Genomic DNA, 25792 nt, shown 5'->3' with positions numbered 1-25792 from the left:
TAGCGCGTCCCCGTCCGCGCGGTACGCCGTCAGCCCACCGGCAGCGAGGCGTCCCGGTCGTCGAAGAGCCGGACCGGGAGGCACTCGACACCGTAGACGGCGGAGAGCTTGCGGAAGTCGAGGTCGGCGGGGTCGGCGGTGATGCGCAGGTCGGGGAAGCGGCGCGCGAGCCCGCGCAGGGCGATGCGCAGCTCCATGCGGGCGAGCTCGGCCCCGACGCAGCGGTGGATGCCGTGCCCGAAGGCGAGGTGGCGGGTGGGGGCGCGCATGGGGTCGAACCGATCGGGCTCGGGCGTGAACGACGGGTCCCGGTTGGCCCCGAGCAGGGAGATGCCCAGGACGTCGCCGGCTCGGACATGGTGGCCAGCGATCTCCATGTCGTCGCGGGCGAAGCGCACGAACGCGAGCTGGACCACGGTCAGGTGACGCAGCAGCTCCTCGACGATGCGGTCGACAGCCGCGTCGTCGCCCTCCCGCATGAGGGTCATGGCCTCAGGGTGCTGGGCGAGCAGGTAGGTGCCGAGCGCGAGCATGCTCGCGGAGGTCTCGTAGCCGCCGAGGAAGACCCCGTCGGCGAGCCCGCCCAACGTGACGTCGTCGAGCTCGTCGCCGTGGTCGCGCAGCAGTGCGCCGATCAGCCCTTCACCGGGGTCCTGCCGCTGCTTGGCGACCGAGCTGATCAGGAACTCGCGGGTGTGGGCGGCGGCCCCGAAGACCCCTGCCCCGCCCTGCGACAGGTCGAAGCGGGCGGCGCCGAGGCTGTGGAACCGGGCCCGGTCGTCGACGGGCAGGTCCAGCAGCTCGCAGATGACCTCGAAGGGGATCGGGAACGCGAACTGGTCGACCAGGTCGACCTCGGGTCCCAGCTCGGCCATCGCCTCGAGCCGCGCGTCGACGATCCGCTCGATCACCGGCTCCAGCCGGGCCAGCCGGCGCTTGGTGAACTCGGGGGTGAGGTAGCGGCGCAGCGCGGTGTGCGCCGGCGGGTCGGTCATGCCGAGCCCGCCGATCTGCTCGGAGTCGCCGCGCCCCTCCTGTGAGACGAACTGCCCCAGGTCGTTGGACGTAGCGGCACCGTTGGCCAGCAGCGCCCGCGCCTCGTCGTACCCGCTGACCAGCCAGATGCCCTTGCCGAACATCTCCGCGATCTGCTTGACCGGCGCCTCCGCACGAACGGCGGCCATCTCCGGCAGCGGGTCGATGCCGTCGCGCTTGAGCGGCATGGTGATCGAGTCGGGCAGGAACCGGAGCTTGCGCAGGTCGATGCCGTTGCGCGTCGAACGGGTCAGGAGGCGCGTTGCCACCCGGCGCTTGACGGTGCTGAGGAGACCCATGGCCCAAGTTCACCAGAAAGGGGGAGTTTTCGTACATCAGGCATGACCCTGAGCACACCCCGTGTCAGTCCCGGTGCCCTCGCGAGCCCCGCTCCACGCGCCGTCGTACGTCGAGCTGGGCGCGGTCCGCGGCCGCCCTGCCGGCGACCCGAGCGTCGATCTCGCTCGGCGTCGTGCCCTGCTCGAGCCGACCGGTCACCGGGCCCAGGCCCACCAAGCCCAGATCGCCGAGCCGCTCGCGGACCCGCTCCGCGTAGGCCTCGAGGAACCACCCGTGGGATGCGGGGGTGCTCGCCTGGCTACTGCCATGCAGGGCGACCGTGGCCTGGACCAGCAGCGAGGTGACCAGCTCCTCGACGGCGTCGAGCTCGTGAGTGCCCCCCACCAGGGTGCAGACGCCCAGGAGGTCGTCGAACGAGAGCCGGCAGCGACGGGCATCGGCCACCGCCCACAGCGCGCCGGCTCTCTCCACAGGCCTCAGGTCGGCGGCGGCCCGGGGCCGTCGACGAGCGCGGCGAGCCGGCGCGGAGCCTGCACGCGGTAGCTGTCGGTGAGCAGTTCGGCGACCTCCTGCCAGTCGGTGTCGTCGTCGAGGAGCAGGCCGGCCGCGGTCGGCCACCACTCCGGCCGGAAGTACGGCGGCCCGAGGTGGCCCAGCGCCGCGGCCTCGGCGGCCTCGGCCCGGAACACCACCACCAGCGCCGGCCCCCGCGTCCCCGCCGCGCGGGCGTAGCCCTCCGGCCGGCCATCTCGCACCTGGCAGACGTGGGCGAAGGTCCTCTGGCGCACCCGCCACCTCACCCCGACCCAGGCGTCCTCCTCGCGGGTCTCCGGCAGCGCGAGGCAGATCGCCGCGAGGCGTCGCACCACGCCGGCGAGCAGCTCGTCGTCCTCGTCCATACCGGCGACGCTAGCCACCGCCACGGACGGTCCCCAGGGTCACTCGGCGTCGAGCCGGGCGACCTCCTCGGGGGTGAGGTGGAGGTCCGCCGCCGCGGCGGAGTCGGTGATCGACTGGGGGCGCTTCGCCCCGGGGATCGGGATGACGACCGGCGACTGGGCGAGCTCCCAGGCCAGGGCGACCTGCTGGGCGCTGACACCGTGCGCGTCCGCGACCTCCTGGAAGGCCGGGTGCTTCTCGGCGAGCTCCTTGGCGTCGCCCAGGCCCCCCAGCGGGCTCCACGGCAGGAAGGCCAGCCCGAGCTGGTGACACACCTCGATCTCGGGACGGCTGCTGCGGAACTTCGGCGAGAACTGGTTCTGCACGCTCACCAGGGAGTCACCCAGTACGGCGTGCGCCGAGCGGATCTGCGCGGGGTCGGCGTTGGAGAGCCCGACCATGCGGACCTTGCCCGAGTCGGCGACCTCCTTGAGAGTGCCGATCACCTCGTCGTAGGGCACCTCCGGGTCCGGCCGGTGGTGCTGCCACAGGGCGATCTGCTCGACGCCCAGCCGCTCCAGGCTGGCGTCGACGGCCTCGTGCAGGTGCGAGGCCGAGCTGTCGGTCGCCCAACCCCCGCCCTCGGTCCGCACGTGGCCGCCCTTGGTCGCCAGCAGGACCCGGTCGCGGACCCCGAGCTCGTCGAGGATGCCGGCGATCAGCCGCTCGTTGGCGCCCTGCGCCCGCGCGCCGAGCTCCTCACCCGGGCCGTAGGCGTCCGCGGTGTCGAAGAGCGTGACGCCGGCGTCGAGGGCGGCTCTCACCGTGTCGACCAGCTGCTCGCGCGGCTGGGTCCCGGTCTGGTCGAAGGTCATCAGGCCGAGCCCGATGGCGCCGACCTCGATACGTCCGGTGGTCTGGTTTCCGAGGTGTCGTGTCTGCACCCTCCGCAGCCTACGGCGGCGACGTGAGCGCCCAGGCTGCGAAAGCCGGAGGACGTCCGGGTTTCCGTCCGGTGCCGGCGGGCAGGCTGGCGTGCATGACGTCGCTCGCGAGACGCCGCACCCCGGTCCTCGTGGCGTGCGCCGGCGTTGTGGCCATCGCCGTCGCCGCGGCCCTGCTGACTGCGCTGGTCCGCGGTGGCCAGGACAACGACGACACCGCGCAGGACCGCCCGCCGACCGTCATCACGGATCTCTGCGCGGCGCTCGAGCCCGCGCTGCCGCCCGACTTGGGCCTGGCCGGCGGCCGGTCGAGCAACGACAGCCGCAACGACACCGAGATCGCCACCTGCCTCGTCGCGGGCACCGACGGGGCCGAGCTCGAGGTGCGCGTGACCGGCTACGAGCTGCCCGACGGCGATCCCGACGGCGAGCTGGAGCAGCTTGTCGCGATCGCGTGCGACGGGGTGGAGCGGCAGTACGCCGCCGGCTTCACCGAGGACTCCGCGAGCTGCAGCGGCCAGGACTCCGAGTCGACCACCGAGCCGCTGCTGACCTCGGCCACCATGATCACCACGCTCCCGACCCTCAACGCCGTCGCCTCCGTAGTGCTGACCGACCGAGCCCTTCCGGCCATCGTCGGGGCCTACACCACCGCGGTCGCGTACGCCGTCGTCTCCGCCGGCGCCGACCTCGCCGGCTGACGGCCCCCGAGTCTCCTCCCGTCAAGGGGCGGCGCGCTACTGGGAATCGCCACAAGGTAGCTCTCCCCGGCGCTGGTGGCGTTGTCATCGTGGGAGGCGACTCGCGGCCCGTCGCGAACGCCGTCGGCTGCGGTCGGGGTCAACGACCGGTCCGCTGGCCGCCCGGAGTGCGGAGGGCCGGTGTCTGGGACGCGACGCTGCCCACCGAGAGCGCGGTGATCCGGGGCATCGAGGAGGACGGGGTGTAGACGCCGGCGGCGCTCGCGCGGCACACGAAGGAGACCGTGCCCGCAGTCGTCAGCCGGAAGACCCCGGTCACGTCGGCCGTCCCCATCCGTTCGGCGGTGCTGTCCAGCGCCCGCACCTCTGCCCCAGCGGTCGCTTCATGGGTGAGCCGGCAGTAGGCGTCGCGCCCGCTGCCGGAGACGTTGGTCAGGGGCGTGGTCGCGTGCACGAGATAGCTGCCGGCGGGAAGCGCCAGCACCAGGATCGTCGTGGCCGTCGTCCCGACTGGGACGTTCCCGAACGTCTCCTTGTAGTAGGCCATGCTCCGTGCGTCCGGGGCCAGGTCCGCGGCCCGGACGCTGCCGTCGCGCAGATCGGCCCCCGTGACGGACCGGTTCCTCAGATCCACTCCGGAGAGGGAGTTGTTCTTGACCTTGGGCGAGGTCACGGCGTTCTTGGCCAGCTGGGCGGTGCCGATCTGGCCGGCAGCATGGGCGAGCTCGGCCAGCGGAGAGCCGAGGAGGGCCACCGCAAGAGCGGCGGTGGCGACGAGCAGCGCGGGTGAGACTCTGCGAGAGGTTTCCATACGTGATGGTGCGGCCATTCGCGCTCGTTGTCGACCCGCCAAGCAGCGCGAACCCCGGCCGCCCCTGATTGCACGCGCTGAGGTGACCGCCCGATCCAGGTGTCCAGCTCGCCGTGTTCGACCCGCTGCGGCGTGGGGGTCCGGGCCAGCCACGCTCGGCCAGCAGCTCCTGGACCCGGTTCCCTCGCACGGACCAGGCGGGGACCGCCGTCGTTCACCGGGAGACCGCCTGGTCGGTCTCCGCGGCGACCGCGCGGGCAGCCTGCGAGGTCGTGGTGCCCTGGTCCCGGGCGACCTCGAGGATCCGGCTGACCTTGTCGCCGATGGCGTCGATCCGCGCGTTCGTGGCCACCTCGTCGAGGTCGAGCTCCTCACGGCAGACCGCGTGGATGATCCCGCCCGCGCTCGCGATCACGTCCGGGATCCAGACGATCCCCCGCTCTCGCAGCACCGCCTCCACCCCCTCGTCGGCCAGCTGGTTGTTGGCCGGCCCGACGACCAGCGTCGCCCGGCAGGATCGGGCAGTCGCTGCGGTGAGGAGTCCCCCGGTCGCCGCGGGCACCAGGACGTCGAGCTCCTCGTGGAGCAGCTCGGTCGACGCCCAGGCCAGCCCGCGCCGCTCCGCCTCGGGTCGCAGGCCGTCGTCGACATCAGACACGATCACCTGGGCGTCGGCGGCCGCCAGGCTCGATGCGACGAGCCGGCCCACCCTCCCGAACCCGACGACGCCGACCCTGAGGCCGGAGAGCCCCCGCCCGTGGGTGTGAGCGAGCGCCGCGGTCAGGGCCACCACGACGCCGCGGGCGGTGCCCGGGCTAGAGTCCCCGCTGCCGCCGCGGGACTCGGGCCGGCAGAAGGCCCAGCCCTGGGCGTGGTCATGGATGACCGCCATGTCCTCCGGCCCGGAGCCGAGGTCGGGTCCGGTGAGGTAGCGGCCGTCCAGCTGCGCGATGCGGTCGGCGATGTCGCGGATGAGCGCAGGCCGCGTGCCCGGGGCAAGCGGACGGTCGGGGACCATGGCGACCGCCTTGCCGCCCCCATGCGGCAGCTCGGCCAGTGCGCACTTCAGCGTCATCGCGCGGGAGAGTCGCAGCACGTCGGCCAGCCCTTCGTGCCAGGTCGAGTAGCCCCTGATCCGGCAGCCACCGATCGCCGGGCCCGACCGGGTGGAGTGGATCGCGATGGCGAGGGGGACCCCGGTCCGCGTCCCGCGGGCGAGGTGTACCTCCTCGTGCTCGGGGTCCAGGAGCTCTGGGTCGGCAAGACGTTGCGTTCGGTCCATCCCGCAATGCTGCATCGTTCCTACGTGCAGCTGGCCGCTGAGGACCGATATGTTCGACGAATGAGCGAAACTCCGCTGCTTGATCGGATCGACAGCCAGATCGTCCACGCGCTCCAGCGAGATGCCCGGCTCCCGCTGCGCGACCTCGCCGAGACCGTCGGCGTGGCCGCGTCGACGTGCTCCGAACGGATTCGGCGCCTCCAGGCCAGGGGAGTCATCGCCGGCTTCCACGCCGAGGTCGACCTGACCGCGCTCGGGCGGTCCGTCGAGGCGCTGGTCTTCGCCCAGGTACGACCGCTCAGCCGGGACCTGATCGAGCGCTTCCACCACGATGCCCTGGCCATGCCCGAGGTGATGGCGGTGTTCGTCCTGGCGGGCGGTGATGACTTCCTCCTGCACGTCGGCGTCGGCGACGTCCAGCAGCTCCACTCCTTCCTGGTCGACCGGCTCAGCAGCCGCAAGGAGGTCGTGCAGTTCCGGAGCTCCATCGTCTTCACCCACGGCCGCAAGCCGGCACTGGAGAACCTGCGACCGCCGGCCAACTGACGGCCGGCGACTGCAGGCGTGGCGGCGGACCCGATCGCGTGGGGCGTCGTACTGGACGCGGCCCGGGCCGTCGAACGAACACAGAGGAGTCGGACACCCCCCGTCGACGACGCAGTCCTCACGCAGGGTGCCCGCGCGCAGGAACCCGAGCTCTCCAGGACGCGGGCGGAGGCCAGGTTGCGCGTGTCGATCTCCGCCTGGACCCGCTTCGATACGACGCCGCCGGCGCGTCTGCTCCACGACAGTCCGGCCTTGCACAGGGCAGCGGGCGGGAGGCGGATGCTGATCAGCCCGCCGTCGCCACCGCCCCGAGCGCCAGGCTGGCGAATCCGGCGGTGATGATGGCGACGCGCAGGTAGTGCAGCCGGTCCCAGCGCTGCACCTGATCTCGCCAGTCAGCTGGCGCATTCCCCGGGGTCCAGGTCTTGGCGCGATTGTTGATCGGGACCAGCAAGGTCACCGAGATGACGACGCTCACCATGAGCAGCGCCGCTCCTGCCGCTGCCGCCCAGGTCGAGCCCGCACCGTCCGCGAGCACCGCGACCGCGACGCACAGCAGGAACGACGCGACGTACCACCACGGCATGAGCCGGCCGAGGACGCGGCCGCCATCGGCTCGGCCCAGCAGGCCCGCATCGCCGGGTAGGCGGTCGAGGATGGGGTTGACGAAGACCGCCACGCACAGCTCGACCCCCACCAGCAGGCCGGTCACGACCAGGGCAACCACCGCAATCGACGTCGTCATACGTCGATCGAAACACGCTGGTGCCAAAAGGCACAGTACTTACATCCTTGGCAGTGTCTACGCTGTCCCCATGCCCCCGTCGAGCTCTCGTCTGCCGCGCCCTCCCGAGACGGTCGAGCACTGCCCGGTCGACACCGCTCTCGCCGTGATCCGCGGGCGATGGAAGGGGACGATCCTGTGGCTGCTCAGCGAGCGTCCGATGCGCACCAGCGAGCTGCGCCGCCGGATCCCCCGCATCAGCGAGCGCATGCTGATCCGCCACCTCCAGGAGCTGGTCGGCGACGGCGTGCTCGATCGGCACGACGCCGGAACGGTGCCACCCCACGTGACGTACTCGGTCAGCGAGTACGGACGCACCCTGGAGCCGGTGGTGAGGGCGCTGTGCAGCTGGGGCGGTGACCACCTCGACCGGCACACCCCAGCACGCTGACCCCCGCAGCCGGGCGTCCGGCTGGTGTCCTCACGCCCACCAAGCGAGGTAGGAGTCCTCCTCGGTGGGGCTCTCGCAGACCCAACCGGCGACAGGGAAGACCCGCCAGCGGAGGGAGGATGATTCGCTCTCGACGCTGCTGGCGCACTGATCCGCCGCCCGATCGGACTGCGGGGCAAAGAGGCTTGGCCCGAAGGCGTACCCCGCGAGAGCCAGCACGACTGCTGTCAGAACCAGGGCCCGAGTGCTCGCCATTGGGTCTCCGTCAGTAGGCCGGGAAGCGGCATGTCCCAGGCGGCAACTGGATCGCTCCCTTTCCACTCGGTGATCGTCGGCAGCTGTGCCGACGAGCTCTGAATCTGCAACGTCTTGCCCCTTGGCGTGGGCCGAGTGTGCAACGCGTTCAAGAACGAGAGTGCAACAGGTGGCCGTCCGAGCTCGCTCAGGACGACGGTCGGTGCAAGGGACGAGCAAGGAAGCAGCGCCTACCTGAGGCGCGCGTGAAGACTGCAGCGGTAGCAGGTTGGCGCAGGTAGAGGTAGCGGAGATGCCAGAAGGGTTGGTCGGCCGCGGGTTCCAGACGGGGCTCGGTGCACCTCATGCGCAGGTCCGGCTGGTAGGACGACCCGCCGCCTTAGGGACCACCACTCGACTGGTCTTCCAGCGTTCCGCCACGGTGAGCCCGGGACGCCGCGATACTGGCCCGCCGCACAGACCGCCGCCAGGCGGACCAGAAGGAGCACGAGATGCAGCGCCGCACCAAGAGGAGTCCACTCACCCGGGCGGCCGCGGCCACCCTCGGCGTCTTCGCCATGCTCGCCTCCGTGCTGGTCTTCGCCACGACCACGGCCGCGCCCGCCCAGGCGGCCGAGACCCGTCACGGGTACGCCAAGGTCGTTGTCCCCGACCCTGCTCAGCGTTCCTTCTTCGTGGAGTCCAGCGCGGTGCAGACCGAGACCCTCCTCTACCGCCCCGATGGCAGCTACTTCGGCAAGTTCGCCGAGAGCGCCTCCTCGGGTCGCGCCGAGCGCGGTCAGGACGGGTCGTCGCAGTTCGAGCGCAGTGAGGCGCGTGGATACGGCGCCGACTACTACTACTTGCCGAACAACGTAGTCCTGCCGGACGGCTCCGGCTCGGACGTGGCGCTCTCCTCCTGGCTCGGCACCGGGTTCGGACCCACGACGATGACCGGCGTGCCCGGTACCGCGAGAGACGGCGCCACCGTCAAGGCCACCAGTGCCACGGCCCAGATCGCCGACCAGAACTACATCGACGGCAACGCCGCCCTCGACCAGCCCCTCTACATCTCGACCGCCAAATCTGGCGGGATGAACCCTCCACCCTGGGACACCGACGGGTCCTTCCTGGACTACATGACCAACGACTCCCCCTCGAACTCCGCAGCGCTTGCGGACTGGACCGGCACGGGCGTGCCGGACCGCAGGGGCATCATCAACATCATGCAGGCGTCGACGAGCGACATCCTGCTCCTGAACGACTCCGTGCGCGTCGAGGTGCTCAGGGGCCCGGCACTGGTCCTGACCGCTGACGGGATCAACCCCGCCACGGCGCAAGTCACCAAGGCCCGGGTGCGGGTGACCGGCCCGGACGGCGAGGTGACGATGTTTGAGTCGACCGACAGCCCCCGGACGCTGATCATCACCGACCCCCGTGACCCGACGCTGGAACTGGACCTGCACACCCGCTACACCACCACTGTCACCCCCATCGGCGTGACCGGCGCGGAAGGCGACATCCGGGCCATCTCGGCTGAGTACTACAAGGTCGACCCGAACGACCCGAGGGTCCGCACCTTCCTGGGTACGACCGCCATCGGTGCGCTGTCCGGCAAGGTGAGCGTGCCTGAGGGCGGCATCGACACCTCCGAGGTGCCCGACTCCGACGGTGACGGCTTGAACGACTTCGTCGAGTCGAACACGGCCACCGACCCCGCCACCGCCGACACGGACGGTGACGGCCTGTCCGACGGGCGCGAGGTCGGCTACGCGGGCACGCCCAGCATCGGAACCGACCCACTGGTCGCCGACACCGATGGCGACGCTGTCGACGACGGTGACGAGGTCTCCGGCGTACGCAACACTGACTACGCAAACGAGTCGACCGACCCGAACAACCCCGACAGCGACGCCGACGGTCTCAACGACGGTGACGAACTGGTGGGCGGGACCGACCCGAACAACACCGACAGCGACTTCGACGGTCTCGACGACGGCGTCGAGGTCAACGAGACCCAGACCGACCCGCTCGACGCTGACACCGACGACGACGGCCTCTCCGACGGCGTCGAGGTCAACGAGACCCAGACCGACCCGCTCGACGTTGACACCGACGACGGTGGCGTCAGCGACGGCGACGAGGTCAGCGTCGGAACCGACCCGAACATCGGTAGCGACGACCAGAGCCTCCAGGACGCGGACGGTGACGGTCTGAACAGTTCCCAGGAGATGACTGCGGGCACCGACCCGACGAAGGCCGACACCGATGGCGACACCCTCTCCGATGGCGCCGAGGTCAACACGTTCGGTACCGACCCGACGAAGGCCGACACCGACGACGACGGGCTCAGCGACGGCGCCGAGGTCGCGCTCAACACCGACCCGACCAAGGCCGACACCGACGACGACGGGCTCAGCGACGGCGCCGAGGTCGCGCTCAACACCGACCCGACGAAGGCCGACACCGACGACGACGGGCTCAGCGACGGCGCCGAGGTCGCGCTCAATACCGACCCGACGAAGGCCGACACCGACGACGACGGGCTCAGCGACGGCGCCGAGGTCGGCCACGACAACGTGACCGGCACCGGAACCGACCCGACCAAGGCCGACACCGACGGTGACACCCTCAGCGACGGCCGCGAGATCAACACCCACCTCACCGACCCGACCAAGGCCGACACCGACGGTGACACCCTCAGCGACGGCCGCGAGATCAACACCCACCTCACCGACCCGACCAAGGCCGACACCGATGGTGGCACCGTGGACGACGGCGCCGAGGTCGGGCGCGGGACCGACCCGAACGACGCCAGTGACGACATCGAGGTGGTGCCCCCGGTCGCAGTCGACACCGACGGTGACGGCCTCAAGGACGCCGAGGAGGTCGCGCTCAACACCGACCCGCTGAAGGCCGACACCGACGACGACGAGCTCAGCGACGGCGAGGAGGTCGGCCACGACAACGTGACCGGCACCGGTACCGACCCGCTGAAGGCCGACACCGACGGTGACACCCTCAGCGACGGCCGCGAGATCAACACCCACCTCACCGACCCGACCAAGGCCGACACCGATGGTGGCACCGTGGACGACGGCGCCGAGGTCGGGCGCGGGACCGACCCGAACGACGCCAGTGACGACATCGAGGTGATGCCCCCGGTCGCAGTCGACACCGACGGTGACGGCCTCAGCGACACCGAGGAGGTCCGGCTCGGTACCAACCCGACCGACACCGACACCGACAACGACCGTCTGAACGACGGCACCGAGGTCTCCGGGTCCGCGAACACCAAGTACAACCGCCGGGCCACGAACCCGATGAAGGCCGACACCGACCGCGACGGCCTCAACGACGGACGTGAGGTGCGCGGTACGCGGACCAACCCGAACGACGCCGACACTGACAACGACCGCCTGAAGGACGGCACCGAGGTCAAGGGCTTCGCGAACACCAAGTACAACCACCGGGCCACGAACCCGTTGCGCAAGGACTCCGACCGCGACGGCCTCAACGACAGGCGTGAGGTGCGCGGTTCGCGGACCAACCCGAACGACGCCGACACTGACAACGACCGCCTGAAGGACGGCACCGAGGTCAAGGGCTTCGTCAACAAGATGTTCGACAAGGTCTTCAAGTCGAACCCGTTGCGCAAGGACTCCGACCGCGACGGTCTTCGTGACCGGGTCGAGGTCACCGGCGCTCGCAATGACAAGTACCGCAACGAGCCCACCAACCCGTGGCTGAAGGACACCGACGGCGGTGGCGTGAGCGACCTGCGCGAGATCCGGCTCGGCTCCAACCCGGCCGACATCCGTTCGAGCCCGCGCAACCCCTGAGCACGGTCGAGGCACACCCCTCGGGGCGCGTTCATCAACGCCGCGCAACGTTCCCCGGAGGACTGCCCCGAGAGGTGCGCCCCGTCCCTATCTCTGGGGACGGGGCGCACCTGGCGAGGTGTTCTAGTACTCCCACAGCGACTGGTTCGCGAGCAGGGGCGCCTACCGGCCACGGAGTGACCCGTACCCGGTCGCTGCCGCTGACGTCCCTCGCGTGCGCAGCACGCCTCGTGGTCTGAGGAGAGAGACGGGCAAGCGGGCTTGTGCCCGCGCAGGTATCGGCTTACTCGCGTGGTCCGCAGCGAAATTCTGTGACGCCTGCGATCTGAGGCGAAGCGGAGAGCCCCCTGGTCCCGCCGCACACCTGGAGTGTTGGCAGTCCCGCCCGCGTTCGCAGGAGACCACGTTGGAAACAGAGCAGAAGACCCAGCCATGAACAAGAAGCCCGCCGACATCTCCGGCGTCTACAGCTGGCGTGGTCAGTGCGCCATGTCGACGAAGCGGGAGTAGTGGCCCTGGAAGGCGACGGTGATGTCACGGGTGGCGCCGTTGCGGTGCTTGGCGACGATCAGGTCGGCCTCGCCGGGGCGGGTCGACTCCTTCTCGTAGGCGTCGTCGCGGTGCAGCAGGATCACCATGTCGGCATCCTGCTCCAGGGAGCCCGACTCGCGAAGGTCGCTCATCATCGGCCGCTTGTCGGCGCGCTGCTCGGGGCCACGGTTGAGCTGGGAGAGGGCGATGATCGGGAGCTCGAGCTCCTTGGCGAGGAGCTTGATCTGACGGGAGAACTCCGAGACCTCGAGCTGGCGGGACTCGACCTTGCGACCCGATGTCATGAGCTGCATGTAGTCGATGACGATCAGGCGCAGGTCGTGGCGCTGCTTGAGCCGGCGGGCCTTGGCCCGGATCTCCATCATCGTCATGTTGGGCGAGTCGTCGATGAACATCGGCGCCGACGACACCTTGCCCATGTGGCGGGCCAGCTTGTCCCAGTCCTCGCTGCCCATCTTGCCGTTGCGGATGTGGTTGAGCGGCACCTTCGCCTCCGCGGAGAGCAGGCGCATCGTGATCTCCGAGCGCGTCATCTCGAGGCTGAAGAAGACGCTGGCGAGGTTGTTGCTGATCGAGGCCGCGCGGCAGAAGTCGAGAGCCAGGGTGCTCTTTCCCATGGCGGGTCGGGCCGCGACGATGATCATCTGGCCGGAGTGCAGGCCGTTGGTCAGGTCGTCGAGGTCGGCGAAGCCGGTGGGCACGCCGTAGAGCCCGGACTCGCGGTTCTCGATGGCTTCGATCTCGTCGAGGACCTTGTCCATGATGTCGGACAGCGGCGCGTAGTCCTCCGCGCTGCGGCGGTCGGCCACCTGGTAGATCTCGGCCTGGGCGCGGTCGACGATGTCGTCGACCTGGCCCTCGCCGGCGTAGCCGATCTGGACGATCTTGGTGCCGGCGTCGACCAGGCGGCGCAGCACGGCCTTCTCCCGGACGATCTCGGCGTAGAAGGCCGCGTTGGCGGCGATGGGGACGTTGGCGGCGAGCGTGTGGAGGTACGGCGCCCCCCCGATCCGGGCCAGCTCGCCCCTGCGCTGGAGCTCGGAGGCGACGGTGATCATGTCGACGGGCTCGCCGCGCCCGAACAGGTCGATGATCGCGTCGTGGATGGTCTCGTGGGAGGGCCGGTAGAAGTCCACCCCGCGCAGCACCTCGGAGACCTCGGCGACCGCGTCCTTGGAGATGAGCATCGAGCCGAGCACCGACTGCTCGGCGGCCATGTCCTGCGGCGGCGTGCGGTCGCCGGGACGGCTGGGCCGCTCGCCGGGCGCGTAGGCGGCGGGACCGTCGCCCCAGTCGTCGAACGGGGGCTCGGGCGTGCCCCGGGTGTCGGACTCGGTGACGCTCAACGCGGGCTCCCTGTCGTCCGCGCTCGCGCGCGGACGCTGGTCATGGGTGGAGGGGGTCGATGGTGCGGGATCGATGCTGCGGGCGGCGCGTGCGGGGGCAAGCCCGGACGCGTGTCGACACGCTAGGAGGGGGCGCCGACATCGGGAGGTCAGCTGCGAACTTACGGGCGTGCCGGCCCAGGAGGAAGTGGCCTATCCACAGGGCCTGGGGATAACCGGTGGATCCACGTGGACGACACGCGGGTAACTGTGCACAGGATGGGGAGAAGCCTGTGGAGACACGCCCGGGAACGCTGGCCATCAAGGCGCTGACCTGCGAAGACGTCACAGCGGGCGTGTGCATGAAAAATAGTTGGAGAGCATCTCGGTTCACCGGCCGTCCACCTCGTGGTCGCGCCCCGGATTGTCGACATGGCGCCCCGACGTCCGGGTTTCCACACGTTATCCACCGGTTGCGCATTTACCACGACAATGGCGTGGTGCGCCGCGAAATCGACCGAGAGATCTGGCGGCTCGCGGTGCCGGCGTTCCTGGCGCTGGTGGCCGAGCCGCTGTTCCTGCTCAGCGACGCCGCCATCGTCGGCCACCTCGGCACCCCGGAGCTCGCCGGGCTCGGGATCGCCGCCGTGGTGCTGCAGACCGCGATCGGCCTGTGCGTGTTCCTCGCCTACGGGACCACCGCCAGCGTCGCGCGCCACCTCGGCGCCGGGGACCGCGGCCGGGCCCTCGCCCAGGGCGTCGACGGAGTGTGGCTCGCGGTGCTCATCGGTCTGGTGACCACCGTGGCGGGAGTCGCCCTCACCGGCCCCCTCGTCGGCGCGTTCGGCGCGGGAGAGCAGGTGTCGGACCACGCGACGACGTACCTACGGATCGCGTTCCTCGGCGCGGTCCCGCTGCTGGTCATGCTCGCCGCCACCGGGGTGCTGCGCGGCCTTCAGGACACCCGCACGCCGCTGGTCGTGGCGGTGGCCGGCAATGCGCTCAACATCGCCCTCAACCTGCTCCTCGTCTACGGCGCCGGGCCGGTCGCGGGGATGGGCCTGGCCGGCTCCGCGGTCGGCTCGGTACTCGCCCAGGTCGCGAGCGCCGCCGCCCTCGTCGCGGTGGTCGTGCGGGCCGCCCGCCGGGAGGGCACGTCCTTGCGGCCGGACCTGCCCGGGGTCCGCGCGGCCGCCCGCGCGGCGGTCGCGCTGGTGATCCGCACGCTGACCCTGCGGGCGGCGCTGCTGGTCACGACGTACGCGGTGACCGTCGGGGCCGGCGTCGACGCCGCCGTCGACCTGGCCACCCATCAGCTGGCGATGACACTGTGGACGTTCCTCGCGTTCGCGCTGGACGCCATCGCGATCGCCGCGCAGGCGATCACCGGCCGTCACCTCGGCGCCGGCGACGTGGCTGCGACGCGCGCGGTCACCCGGCGCATGGTCTGGTGGGGGGTGGTCAGCGGCATCGTCACCGGGCTGGGCCTCGCCGCCCTCAGCCCGGTGCTCGGCCCGCTGTTCAGCGACGACCCGGACGTGCACCGGCTGCTCGTCCCGGTGCTGGTCGTCGCGGCGCTCGCTCAGCCGGTCGCCGGGGTGGTCTTCGTGCTCGACGGGGTCCTGATCGGCGCGGGGGACGGCGCCTACCTGGCCTGGGGCGGGCTCCTCACGCTGGCCGTCTACGCCCCGCTCGTCCTGCTCGCGGGCCACGCGCTCGGGAGCCTCGTCGCCATCTGGGCGGTGTTCGCGGCGGTGTTCATGGGCGCCCGCTTCGTCGTGCTCACCCATCGCGCCCGCACCGACCGCTGGCTGGTCACCGGGGTCCTACAGTGACGCCATGAAGCCCCTGCAGTCGGTCGCGATGGGGTGCGTGTTCGTGGCGCTGTACGCGCGGATCCAGGGCTACGACGCCTACGCCGACCCCTTCGGCTGGCTGCTCGTGCTGCTCGGCGTACGCCGGCTCGCGGACGAGACGCCGCTGCGAGGCGCGATGCTCGGCACCGCCGCCCTGGCGCTGCTGGTCTCGCTGCCGCTGTGGGTGCCCGCCGTACGGGACCCCGTCGGCGACCTCGGCGCCTCGGTCGGCTGGGCGCTCGACCTGCCGGCGTTCGCCTGCCTCGCCGTGCTGTGCCACGGGCTGGCCGAGGCCGCCGACACCGCCGACGATCCCGGAGCGGCACGCTGGCTGCGGCTGCTCCGCACGGCGGTGGCGGTCGTCGCGCTGCTTCCGGTGCTGGTCTTCGGCGCCGGGGTCGAGGACCTCGTCTCGACCGCCTCCCTGTTGTCGTCGGCCGTCTACGTCGCGCTGGTCTGGCTGCTCTTCGGCTACTCGGGCCGCCCTTGGGCGGTCAGGGCCGCCGTCGAGCGCCCCACGGCGAGCCCGGCTGCGTAGCCTCACCTCCATCGTGGCGTTGAACCCGCACCCGCACGGACTCCTGGGAGAGCACATGTCGCCTCGCACCACCCGCCGCCGCTGGGGCGCGCTCGCCGCCGGAGCCCTGGTAGCCGCGCTGCTGCCCGCGATCGGTCCCGCCGCTCCCGCAGGCGCGGAGCCGGGGTGCACAAGGGACGTGGACCGCTCGGCGCTGGCCCTCGACGGCTGCGACGACGACACCCCGCCCGAGACGCAGATCCTCTCGGTCAGTCCCCGGCCCACCGCCGGCGGCTACGTCTCGTCGGGCTCTCTCACCTTCACCTTCCGCGGTGTGCACCCCGATGGCGACACCGACCCGATCGGGTTCCGGTGCCGGCTGGTCGGGCTGGAGAGCGCGGCCTCTGCCTGCACCAGCCCCGTGACCTACCGCGGACTGGCCGACGACAAGATCGACGGCTACGAGTTCCAGGTCACCGCCGTCGACACCACCGATGCCGCCCACGCGTGGGTCGACTGGCTCGCCCTGCCGATCCGGACCGAGGCGGACCCGAGCGACGCCGACCCCACGCCGGCCACGCAGGCGGTCAGGGTGGACACCCGCACCCCCAACACCTACGTCTTCGGCGACCTGTACGGCGGCCTCCACTACGACGTGCGCCCCTCGCTTCCGATGGCGCTGACGCCGGACCTGCCGGTGTTCGTCGACTCCAGCGAGAGCGCCGAGCGCGGCGGGGTCGGCTACGCCTGCACCCTCGGTGCTCGTGCGGTGGCGTGCCGCCAGGACCGGACGGTCCTGCGCCACCTGACGCCCGGGACCAAGGTGCTGAAGGTGGCCGCGGTCGACCCGGCCGGCAACCGCGACCCGAGTCCGGCGTCGCTGCGCTTCTCGGTGCCCCGCGACCTCAGTGCACCCGCGCGCGGGCCGTGGCGGACGCGGAAGGGAGCCGGCCACTTCGGCCGCGACGTGCTCGAGACCTCGAAGGTCGGCGCCCGGGTGGTCGTGCGGCCCGCTCGCGCGGTCGGCGAGGTGATGCTGCTGGCGCCTGCCGGGCCCCGGCTGGGCGTCGTCACGGTCCGGATCGGGCGGAGCTTCAGCAAGCGGATCCGCCTGAGCGCCCCCCGCAACAAGGCCCTCAAGGTCTACGTCGTACGCCGCGTCGAGGACGGCCCGCTCCGCGGGCCCGTCACCCTCGAGGTCACCTCCCTGGGCGCCGGCAAGCTCGCCCGCATCGACGCGCTGCTCGCCCACTGAGCGGGCGCGGCCCGGGCATCTCACACAGACGAGGCCGCCCTCCCGGAGGGAGGACGGCCTCGTGCGGTGGTGCGGGTGGGGCTGGGTCAGGCGGGGATGACGTTGAGGGCCACCGAAGCGGACACCTCGTCGTGCAGCTTGACCGAGACCTGGTGGTTGCCGAGCGACTTGATCGGGTTGGTGACCACGATCGTGCGCTTGTCGACGGCCTCGCCGGACACCGAGGTGATGGCCTCGGCGATGTCGGCGACCGTGACGGAGCCGAACAGGCGGCCACCGTCACCGGCGCGGACCTTGACGTCGACCGCCGACGACTCGAGCTTGGTCTTGATCTGCTCGGCGTGGTCGTGGTCGCGCACGCCACGGGAGGCGCGGGCGGCCTTGATCGAGGTCACCTGCTTCTCGCCGCCACGGGTCCAGCGGATCGCGACGCCGCGGGGGATGAGGTAGTTGCGGCCGTAGCCGTCCTTGACCTCGACCACGTCGCCGGGGGCACCGAGACCGGTGACCTCCTGGGTCAGGATGAGCTTCATGTTGTCCCTCTCCCTTATCGACCGGTGGACGTGTAGGGCAGCAGGGCGACCTCACGTGCGTTCTTGACGGCGATGGCGACGTCGCGCTGGTGCTGGACGCAGTTGCCGGTGACCCGACGCGCGCGGATCTTGCCGCGGTCGGAGATGAACTTGCGGAGCAGGGCGGTGTCCTTGTAGTCGACACCGGTCGCCTTCTCCTTGCAGAACTGGCAAACCTTCTTCTTGGGCTTGCGAATCACTGCCTTGGCCATTGTGGTGCTTCCTCTCTAGAAGCCCGGCCCCGAGTGGGTACGGCGCCGGAATGGTTCGGGTTGATTGCGGGTTGCGAGACGGCGCTGACGCGCCGCCTCGGTGCTGCGGATGGATCAGCTCAGAACGGGGGCTCCTCCGAGCCCACGCCGGGAGCACCCCAGGGGTCGGACGCCGGAGCGCCGCCACCCTGGCCGCCCGCGGGCCGCGACGGCGCCGCGGTCGCCCACGGGTCGTCGCCGCCACCGGACTGGCCGCCGGGGGCCTGGCCGCCGCCGCCGTAGCCGCCGCCACCGCCGGAGCGGGAGGCGCGCGCGACCTTGGCGGTGGCGTACTTCAGCGAGGGGCCGACCTCTTCGACGTCGAGCTCGTAGACGGTGCGCTTCTCGCCCTCACGCGTCTCGTACTGGCGCTGCTTGAGCCGCCCCTGGACGACAACGCGCATGCCCTTCTGCAGCGACTCGGCGACGTTCTCCGCCGCCTGGCGCCACACGGCACACGAGAGGAAGAGGGCGTCGCCGTCCTTCCACTCGTTGGACTGCTTGTCGAAGGTGCGCGGGGTCGACGCGATCCGGAAGTTGGCCACTGCAGCCCCCGAGGGGGTGAAGCGGAGCTCCGGGTCGTCGACGAGGTTGCCGACCACGGTGATGACGGTCTCGCCTGCCATGTCAGGTCTCCCTAGCTGAAGTTGATCCGTTGGGTGCTGCGTCTGCGTCCAGGCTCATCAAAGCCTGCGCCGCCGACGCGGGATAGTGCGTGTCCACAGGGCGTGTCCCCAGGGGGACGCCGACCTCAGGTCAGCGAACGAGCACCCGGGCGGATCACCTTCGTGCGGAGGATCGCCTCGTTGAGCGTGAGCTGGCGGTCGAACTCCTTGACCGTGGCCGGCTCGGCGCTCAGCTTGATGACGGCGTAGATGCCCTCGGCGTTCTTCTTGACCTCGTAGGCGAGGCGGCGACGTCCCCAGACGTCGACGTTCTCGACGGTGCCACCGTCGTTGCGGATGACGTTGAGGTACTTGTCGAGCGAGTCCTGAACGGTGCGCTCCTCGATGCTGGGATCGAGGATGACCATGACTTCGTAGTTGCGCAAAGCGGAACTACCTCCTTTGGACTTGGCGGCCACGGTCTCTCCGTGGCAGGAGGGGCTATCGGTGGTTCATCTCGCGGCGCGCCCGTCGGTGGGGCACCACGAAGACAGGCAAGGTTAACAGCGCGCGGAGACCCTGTGGAAATCGCGGACCGGGCGGTCTGGTGCGGCCCTACCGTCGACCGATGCGGACCACCGAGCCACCCCTCGCGGGGCACCTCGTCCTGCTCGACCCCATCGGGGTCGGCGGCATGGGCGAGGTGTGGCGGGCCTGGGACCTGCGCGGGCGACGCCTGGTGGCCGCCAAGGTCCTGGGGAGGTACGACGACGCGCTGCTGCAGCGGTTCGTGCGCGAGCAGGCGGTGCGGGTGCGCCACCCCCACGTCGTCGCGCCGCTCGACTGGGCCGCCGACGGCGGCCGGGTCGTGCTGACCATGGACCTCGTCGCCGGCGGCTCGGTCGAGACCCTCCGGGCGGAGCACGGCCCGCTGCCCGAGCCGCTGGTGGCGTTGCTCCTGGACCAGCTCCTGCAGGCGCTCGCGGCCGTGCACGCGGCGGGCGTCGTCCACCGCGACGTCAAGCCGGCCAACCTGCTGCTCCAGCCGGGCGCGGTGCACCTGCGGCTCGCCGACTTCGGGGTCGCCGCCGTGCTCGACGGGGAGCGGCTGACCGGCCCCGGCCCCGTCGGCACCCGCGGCTACGTCGCCCCCGAGGCCGAGCGCGGCGCACCGCCGCACCCGCGCCAGGACCTGTACGCCGTCGGCGTGGTCGGCCGTGAGCTCACCGGGACTCCGCGCGGCGTGCTCGGGCCGCTGCTCGACGCGCTGGCGGATCCCGACCCGGCGCGGCGACCGCCGTCCGCCCAGGAGGCGCTGATCCGGCTACGACGACTGCCGCTCCCGCACCCGCAGTGGCCGCCGCTGCCCGACCGGCTCGGGCCCGCGCCGATCAGGGGCGACCCTGCCCGGACCGCGCTCGTGCTCGCGTGCCTGTGCTTCGCCCTGGCGGGGCTGCTCAGCCTCGCCGTGCTCGTCGCGACCTGAGCCGGCGGGCCCGCTGCAGCAGGGCCCAACCGGCGCCGAGCAGTACCAGCGCTGCCGCGAGCAGGACCCAGGTCATGTCCGCGCCTACTGGAGCTGCAGCGGGTTCTCGGCGACGACCTGGCCCTGCTCGCCGACGACGAAGGCGCCGTTGACGCCGGACACGCCGGTGGGCACCTCGAACGGCACGTAGATGCAGACCGAGGCCTCCCCGAAGGACCAGGTGTCCTGCAGCGAGCCGAGCTGGTCGTCCCCGTCGAGGGAGTAGTAGGTCACGCCGATGGGGATGCCGTCCGGCAGGCCCTCGATGACGTACTCGGCGTACAGCATGTCCCCGGTCTCGGCGCTCATCGTCTGCGGCGCCTCCGCCGAGCTCGAGCCGGCGCAGTCGCCCTGCTCGCCGTCGCGCGCCCAGCCCGCGGGCCGGAAGGTCGCGTCGTCGGGTACGTCGGCCGCGTCCGGGAGCTCCTCGGCGTACGGCGAGACGTAGTCGGGGTCGCCGCCTTCCTCGGCGATGCGCAGCACCTCGTCGGCGAGCGCCACCGGCCGGATCAGCGCCGAGCCCTGGGTGATCGCCCCGGCGTCCTCCGAGCCGGCCGTGATGACCGCGGTGTTGATGCCGATCAGCTCGCCGTCGTCGTTGATGGACGGGCCACCGGAGTTGCCGGAGCCCAGCCGCACGTCGCTGTCGATGAGCCCGCGCTCGGTGCCCACGATCTCGTCGGACTGGAACGTCGAGACGACGCCGCGGGTCACGGTCAGCGGGCGGTCGAGCGAGGCGCGCACGTTGCCGATCGACGGGTACCCCAGCGCGGTGATCTCGTCCCCGGTGCGCAGCTCGTCGCTGTCGCCGACCGGCAGCGGCTCCGGCAGGTCGATCTCGGAGTCCTCGAGGGGGTTGCCGTCCGCGTCCGCGCTGATCTTGAGGACCGCCAGGTCCAGATAGCCGTCGGTGACGATCGGCTCCGCGCGGTAGGCCGCCGTGGCCGGCTTGTCGTCGTCCTCGGAGGTGAGCGAGACCAGCAGGTAGTCGGGGTCGGGCACCTCGCTGGCGCCGCCCTGACCCGGCGCGGACGGCAGCGCGACATGGGCGTTGGTCAGGATCAGCCCGTCCTCGCTGATGATGCTGCCCGAGCCGGAGTGCGTCGGCGTCCCGGTGTCGTCGACGGCGATCAGGAAGACCGCGGCGGCCTTGGCCCGCGCCAGGTCCGAGGCGCTGAGCCCGGCCGAGCCGCCGGTCGTGCCGCCGCCGTTGTCGTCGTCGCCCAGGACCTCCACCACGGTGAGGCCGCCGCCCACGCCGAGCACGAGCCCGAACACCGCGGCCGCGAGCCTCATCTGCCCACGCCGCTTCTTCTTCGCGATCGAGGCGGCCGCCTGGCTGGCGTTGACCACGGGGACGAGCTCGAGCTCGAACCCCGCGGTCGGGTGGCCGAGCAGGACCTCGACCGGCTCCTCGATCTTGTGGCTGGTGATGCGCTCACCGTCGAGGTAGGAGCCGGCGGTCGAGCGGTCGACCCACCACCAGCCGTCGGGCCGGGGCTCGATGACCGCGTGCAGGCGGGAGACCGCCGCGTCGTCGACGACCACCTCGCACGACGGATCGCGACCGATCCGCACCGGCATGTGGGGTTGGAAGCGCAGGTCGCCGCCGTCGCGGCGGCGTACGAGCAGGCTGGGTCCGCCGGCGCCGGGGAAGCCGGGCAGCGCCGCACCGGTGACCACGGTCTGCGCCAGGAGCGGGGAGGCCGGCGGGAAGGCGGGTCCGGCCGGGGGACGGTCCGCCTGCCCCGGCGGAGGGGGCGGGGGGAAGCCGGCCGCGGGTGGCGCGGCGACCGGCGGCATAGCCGGCGACGGCGGTGGCGGCGCGGCCACCGGGGCGGAGACGCTCACCCGCAGCGTCAACGCCTCCCCCTCCGCGCCGAAGGAGAGGGTGCAGGTGCCGGTCAGCGGCGCCTGGCGCACCGGGCGGCCATCGAGCCGGGTGCCGTGGGAGCTGCCGAGGTCGACGACCTCCCAGCCGGCACCGGCGGCGCGGATCTCCGCGTGTCGGCGCGAGACGGTGGGCTCCACCGCGACGATGTCGTTGTCCGCCTCGCGCCCGATCCGGAACGTACGTGGCTGCTCCGAGGCCCACGTCCCGGTGGGCGACTGGATGCTGATCGTGCTCATGACGGCCTCTTCTTCGGTCCCCTGCGCGGTGAGGGGCAGCGTATGCCCCGCACGCTCTATGCCCACCGCGACTGCCGCCGAATCCCGGCGGCTTGAAGACTGCAGCGGGGAGAGCCATGGCGCACGCACCACCGCTGTGGAGCTGGCCGGCGAGTCTGACACCATGCGGCACATGGCAACTGAGGTGACCCCCACCACTCCGGCTGAGACTGAGCAGCCGAGCCGCTGGTCGCGTCGCCGGCAGGTCAAGTGGATTGGGGGCGGGCTGCTCGCACTGCTGTTCGTGCTCGCTCTCCCGCTCCTGCTCGTCCAGCACTTCGCGAACGAGGCGCGCGGCGAGCTGGAGGCGGCCCAGGACGCCATCCGGTCCAGCGACTTCGCCGCCGCACAGGACCACGTGGACGCGGCACGACGCGACGTGACGTTCGCACGGATCGCGACCGACGGCCCCAGCGGACTGGTGTGGGGTCATATGCCGGTAGCGGGCGGGACCGTCCAGGACGTCGGTCACCTGGTCTCCGCACTCGACGACGCGACTGCCGTCGCGGAGACCGGCGTTGAGCTCTACCCGTTGGTCGCCGGCGACGACGCCACGCTCTTCAACAACGGCACCGTCGACCTCGCCACCCTGGACAAGGTGGTGGCCGGCCTACAGGAGGGCGGCGGCCGCCTCGAGGAGGCCACCGCGTCTCTGGAGCAGGTCGAGGGCGACCTGCCCGGGATCGGGCCCAAGGTCCGGGACGCGCGAGACGCCGCCCAGGCCCAGCTCGAGCCCCTGGCGAGCGGGTACGCCGAGGCGGAGCCGCTCGTCTCGCGGCTGCCGGCCATGCTCGGCGCTGAGGGCGACAAGAACTACCTGATCGCCTTGCTGAACCCCTCCGAGCTCCGCTACTCGGGCGGTGCCGCACTCTCCTTGGCGCCGATGAGCGTCACCGACGGCACCCTGGAGATCAAGGACTCGATCGACCTCGACTCCTACGAGGGCATCAACGATCCCCTCCCATGGCGCAAGGTGCCCAGCAACAAGTTCCCCGGCATCAGCTTCAAGTCCTCGACTCTGGCACCGTCCTGGAACGTCTCCGGAGAGGAGCTTCTGCGGTCGTGGCAAAGGTTGAGCGGCGACCGGTACGACGGCGTCATCGCGGTCGACGCCATCGCGCTCGCTCGGCTCTTCGCACTGACCGGTCCCCTGGAGGTCAAGGGCTATCCCACGCTCACCGGCGACAACCTGGTGCAGACGCTGGTCGGGAGCTACGACCTGTACCCGGACGCCGAGCAGCGCGACGTGCTGAACGCCGCCGTGATCAAGGCCTTCCGCGGCAAGCTGCTCGACGGTGGCAAGTTCGGCGACAAGCTGTCGATCGTGCGAGCGGCAGCCGACGGCCGACACCTCGCGCTCTACGTGCGGGACAAGGAGGCGAACCGGGGGCTGTCCGGGTTCGGCCTCGGCGGCAACCTCTCTTCGCCGACGTCGGGTGACTACCTGGGCGTCTTCACGCAGAACTTCAACGCCAGCAAGGTGGACTTCTGGCAACAGCGCACCGTCACGTCCGATGTGCAGCTCGACGCGGAGGGCAACGCACAGGTGCGCCTTCGCGTCGTCGTGAAGAACGCCAGTCCGCCGTACCAGCAGCCCGGCAGCGACCCCGGCACCGGATACTTCACTCGTGACCTGGGAGTCAGGGTGGCGACCTTCCTACCGCCCCAGGCCACGGACCTGACGACGACCTGGCAGGGAGAGACCGCCCCGGCGCAGCTCGGCCGGTTCAAACGCCACCGTTACTTCCTAGCCGAGACCACTCTCGGACGCGGTGAGCAGGCGGTGCTCGAGGCGACCTACACGATCCCCGACGCTGCGAGCGTCTCCGCGGACGGCTCGCTCACCTATCAGCTCACCCTCGACCCGCAGGCCATGGTCACCCCACAGTCCTCCGATGTCACGGTGCACTGGCCCGCTGGCTTCACCATGACGACGCTGGCCGAGGGATGGAGCCCGGTCTCCGGTGGTGCGCACATCAGCATCCCCGCCCTGGACAGCACCCCGACGTGGACGCTCGAGGCCTCGCCACCGGCGTGAGCGTGACCCTCGCCCCCTCGCGCCGATGGCGGCGACAGGCCGGAGCCGTGGGGGAGGTGGGCAGGCGGCTGAGGGGCGTGGCCTACCATCACGCGGTGAGCAACGCCATTCCCTCGTCGCGCCGGCGCGGGCGGCGCCGAAGGTCGGGGCGTGCCCCCCTGGTGGCGATCGTGGGAACCCGCGGCTATCCCAGCTTCTACGGTGGGTTCGAGACTGCCGTGCGCAGGCTTGCTCCGGCCCTCGCTGACCGCGGATGGCGGGTACGCGTCTACTGCCGCCCGGGAGAGGACGCGCGCGGTTCGGTGGCCGACCCCCGAGTCGAGCGAGTCCTCACGCGTGGCGTCTCGAGCAGGGCGCTCAGCACCCTCAGCTTCGGCCTCACCTCCGTCGTCCACGCCCTGTTCCACAAGCCGGACGTGGCACTGGTCATGAACGTGGCCAACGGCTTCTGGCTCCCGCTGCTGCGCCTGCGAGGGATCACCACCGTCGTCAACGTCGACGGGATCGAGTGGGAGCGCGACAAGTGGAGCCCTCTGGGCAAGGCCGTCTTCCGATGGGGTGCCCGGTTCACCGCGCGTTTCGCCGACGAACTGATCTTCGACGCCGAAGCCATCGGCGACTACTGGCGACGGGAGTTCCACCGGGACGGCGTGTTCGTCCCGTACGGCGGCGAGTGGCTCGAGGACACCTCGTCCCACGACGAGCTGTCGCCCGCATCCTTCGTGCTGCTCGTGGCGCGATTCGTACCCGAGAACAGTGTCGGCGTCTTCCTCGAATCCGCCGAGCGGGTCGTCGACGAACTGGATCTGGACGTCGTGCTCGTCGGGTCGGCTCCCGCCGGCGACCCTCTTCAGGAGCGGGCCCGAACCCTGGCGTCGGAGAACCCCAGGATTCATCATCTGGGCCACGTCAGCGACGACGCGAAGCTCTTCGGACTCTGGAAGGACGCCGCCGTCTACTTCCACGGTCACACCGTCGGAGGCACCAACCCCGCGCTCGTCCAGGCGATGGCGCTCGGTTCCAGAACCGTCGCTCGCGACACGGTCTACAACCGCGAAGTGCTGGGCGACGCCGCCCACTACTGCGACAGCACCCCCGATTCCGTGGTGGCCGCCCTGGCGTCCTCGTTGGCCGACCCACGTCCGCTTGAGCAGATGGCACAAGCCCGAGCCGCCCAGCGCTACGCCTGGGACCTGGTCGTCGACGGGTACGACCAGGCCCTCCGGGGACGTCTGGAACCGACCGCGAAGACGCTGCTGTCGGCTGGTGCGTCCGAGAAGGGCTGAGCTCCCCTCAGCCCACCAGCGAATCGGATATCGCGAAAGAGTCGCTTATGATCACGGCTCGGCCTGTCGAGCTGACAACTTCAGGAACGGAT

23 protein-coding genes are annotated in these 25792 nt (G+C 71.2%); 10 read left to right on the top strand and 13 right to left on the bottom strand.

The window, feature by feature from the left end:
- Positions 1-29: 29 nt before the first annotated feature.
- The 4 genes from LRP67_RS03655 to LRP67_RS03640 all read right to left on the bottom strand — a co-directional run bounded on the left by LRP67_RS03655 (position 30) and on the right by LRP67_RS03640 (position 3158).
- Positions 30-1334: a cytochrome P450 gene (locus LRP67_RS03655; RefSeq protein ID WP_231268822.1), complete on the bottom strand. Its 1305-nt coding sequence runs from the start codon at positions 1332-1334 to the stop codon at positions 30-32.
- A gap of 64 nt (positions 1335-1398) precedes the next feature.
- Complete coding sequence (locus LRP67_RS03650; protein ID WP_231268821.1) at positions 1399-1806, bottom strand: hypothetical protein; 408 nt, start codon at positions 1804-1806, stop codon at positions 1399-1401.
- 5 nt (positions 1807-1811) lie between these two features.
- Positions 1812-2234 carry an MmcQ/YjbR family DNA-binding protein gene (locus LRP67_RS03645; protein WP_231268820.1) on the bottom strand — a complete coding sequence of 141 codons (423 nt, stop codon included), beginning with the start codon at positions 2232-2234 and terminating at the stop codon, positions 1812-1814.
- A 39-nt stretch (positions 2235-2273) separates the two neighbouring features.
- Positions 2274-3158: an aldo/keto reductase gene (locus tag LRP67_RS03640; protein WP_231268819.1), complete on the bottom strand. Its 885-nt coding sequence runs from the start codon at positions 3156-3158 to the stop codon at positions 2274-2276.
- A 95-nt stretch (positions 3159-3253) separates the two neighbouring features.
- Between LRP67_RS03640 and LRP67_RS03635 the strand changes: the two genes are divergently transcribed.
- Positions 3254-3859 carry a hypothetical protein gene (locus LRP67_RS03635; protein WP_231268818.1) on the top strand — a complete coding sequence of 202 codons (606 nt, stop codon included), beginning with the start codon at positions 3254-3256 and terminating at the stop codon, positions 3857-3859.
- A 139-nt stretch (positions 3860-3998) separates the two neighbouring features.
- Here LRP67_RS03635 and LRP67_RS03630 read toward each other — a convergent pair whose 3' ends face one another.
- Positions 3999-4670, bottom strand: a complete 672-nt coding sequence (locus LRP67_RS03630; RefSeq protein WP_231268817.1) for a hypothetical protein — start codon at positions 4668-4670, stop codon at positions 3999-4001.
- Between the two features lie 214 nt (positions 4671-4884).
- The gene (locus tag LRP67_RS03625) at positions 4885-5952 is read right to left on the bottom strand and encodes a Glu/Leu/Phe/Val dehydrogenase dimerization domain-containing protein (RefSeq protein ID WP_231268816.1); all 1068 of its coding nucleotides are present in this window, start codon (positions 5950-5952) and stop codon (positions 4885-4887) included.
- Positions 5953-6012: 60 nt separating this feature from the next.
- Here LRP67_RS03625 and LRP67_RS03620 point away from each other — a divergent pair, with 60 nt between their 5' ends.
- Entirely contained in the window at positions 6013-6498 is a 486-nt protein-coding gene (locus LRP67_RS03620; RefSeq protein WP_231268815.1) for an Lrp/AsnC family transcriptional regulator, read from the top strand.
- Between the two features lie 286 nt (positions 6499-6784).
- Here LRP67_RS03620 and LRP67_RS03615 read toward each other — a convergent pair whose 3' ends face one another.
- On the bottom strand, positions 6785-7243 hold the full coding sequence (locus tag LRP67_RS03615) for a DUF1772 domain-containing protein (RefSeq protein ID WP_231268814.1): 459 nt from the start codon (positions 7241-7243) through the stop codon (positions 6785-6787).
- Between the two features lie 70 nt (positions 7244-7313).
- Here LRP67_RS03615 and LRP67_RS03610 point away from each other — a divergent pair, with 70 nt between their 5' ends.
- Together LRP67_RS03610 and LRP67_RS03605 are read left to right on the top strand one after the other, a co-directional pair.
- Positions 7314-7673, top strand: a complete 360-nt coding sequence (locus LRP67_RS03610; protein WP_231268813.1) for a helix-turn-helix domain-containing protein — start codon at positions 7314-7316, stop codon at positions 7671-7673.
- 746 nt (positions 7674-8419) lie between these two features.
- Positions 8420-11749, top strand: coding sequence for a hypothetical protein (locus LRP67_RS03605; protein WP_231268812.1), 3330 nt, complete (start codon positions 8420-8422; stop codon positions 11747-11749).
- Positions 11750-12228: 479 nt separating this feature from the next.
- Here the strand turns inward: LRP67_RS03605 and dnaB are convergent, their stop codons facing one another.
- Positions 12229-13647 (bottom strand): replicative DNA helicase, encoded by a 1419-nt coding sequence (gene dnaB, locus LRP67_RS03600; RefSeq protein ID WP_269210981.1) that lies wholly within the window; start codon positions 13645-13647, stop codon positions 12229-12231.
- 479 nt (positions 13648-14126) lie between these two features.
- Between dnaB and LRP67_RS03595 the strand changes: the two genes are divergently transcribed.
- From LRP67_RS03595 to LRP67_RS03585, 3 genes are read left to right on the top strand one after another with little or no spacing between them, the layout of a single operon-like run.
- On the top strand, positions 14127-15461 hold the full coding sequence (locus LRP67_RS03595) for an MATE family efflux transporter (RefSeq protein ID WP_231268811.1): 1335 nt from the start codon (positions 14127-14129) through the stop codon (positions 15459-15461).
- A gap of 4 nt (positions 15462-15465) precedes the next feature.
- On the top strand, positions 15466-16020 hold the full coding sequence (locus LRP67_RS03590) for a hypothetical protein (protein WP_231268810.1): 555 nt from the start codon (positions 15466-15468) through the stop codon (positions 16018-16020).
- A gap of 55 nt (positions 16021-16075) precedes the next feature.
- On the top strand, positions 16076-17254 hold the full coding sequence (locus LRP67_RS03585) for a hypothetical protein (RefSeq protein ID WP_231268809.1): 1179 nt from the start codon (positions 16076-16078) through the stop codon (positions 17252-17254).
- Between the two features lie 86 nt (positions 17255-17340).
- On the opposite strand, the gene rplI is transcribed toward LRP67_RS03585, so the two are convergent.
- From rplI to rpsF, 4 genes are all read right to left on the bottom strand, one after another.
- Positions 17341-17787 (bottom strand): 50S ribosomal protein L9, encoded by a 447-nt coding sequence (gene rplI / locus LRP67_RS03580; RefSeq protein WP_231268808.1) that lies wholly within the window; start codon positions 17785-17787, stop codon positions 17341-17343.
- Positions 17788-17801: 14 nt separating this feature from the next.
- Positions 17802-18038 (bottom strand): 30S ribosomal protein S18, encoded by a 237-nt coding sequence (gene rpsR, locus LRP67_RS03575; protein WP_011758085.1) that lies wholly within the window; start codon positions 18036-18038, stop codon positions 17802-17804.
- Between the two features lie 119 nt (positions 18039-18157).
- Positions 18158-18703, bottom strand: a complete 546-nt coding sequence (locus LRP67_RS03570) for a single-stranded DNA-binding protein (RefSeq protein ID WP_231268807.1) — start codon at positions 18701-18703, stop codon at positions 18158-18160.
- A 125-nt stretch (positions 18704-18828) separates the two neighbouring features.
- Positions 18829-19128 carry a 30S ribosomal protein S6 gene (gene rpsF, locus LRP67_RS03565; protein ID WP_231241291.1) on the bottom strand — a complete coding sequence of 100 codons (300 nt, stop codon included), beginning with the start codon at positions 19126-19128 and terminating at the stop codon, positions 18829-18831.
- 182 nt (positions 19129-19310) lie between these two features.
- Here rpsF and LRP67_RS03560 point away from each other — a divergent pair, with 182 nt between their 5' ends.
- Positions 19311-20168, top strand: a complete 858-nt coding sequence (locus tag LRP67_RS03560; RefSeq protein WP_231268806.1) for a serine/threonine-protein kinase — start codon at positions 19311-19313, stop codon at positions 20166-20168.
- 84 nt (positions 20169-20252) lie between these two features.
- Here the strand turns inward: LRP67_RS03560 and LRP67_RS03555 are convergent, their stop codons facing one another.
- On the bottom strand, positions 20253-22337 hold the full coding sequence (locus LRP67_RS03555; protein WP_231268805.1) for an FHA domain-containing protein: 2085 nt from the start codon (positions 22335-22337) through the stop codon (positions 20253-20255).
- 172 nt (positions 22338-22509) lie between these two features.
- Between LRP67_RS03555 and LRP67_RS03550 the strand changes: the two genes are divergently transcribed.
- Together LRP67_RS03550 and LRP67_RS03545 are read left to right on the top strand one after the other, a co-directional pair.
- Entirely contained in the window at positions 22510-24414 is a 1905-nt protein-coding gene (locus LRP67_RS03550) for a DUF4012 domain-containing protein (RefSeq protein ID WP_231268804.1), read from the top strand.
- 56 nt (positions 24415-24470) lie between these two features.
- Positions 24471-25700 carry a glycosyltransferase gene (locus LRP67_RS03545; protein WP_231268803.1) on the top strand — a complete coding sequence of 410 codons (1230 nt, stop codon included), beginning with the start codon at positions 24471-24473 and terminating at the stop codon, positions 25698-25700.
- Positions 25701-25792 lie beyond the last annotated feature (92 nt).

The sequence above is a fragment of the Nocardioides sp. cx-169 genome (genome assembly GCF_021083605.1).
Classification (GTDB): domain Bacteria; phylum Actinomycetota; class Actinomycetes; order Propionibacteriales; family Nocardioidaceae; genus Nocardioides.
This window is presented reverse-complemented; position numbering and strand designations above follow the sequence as displayed.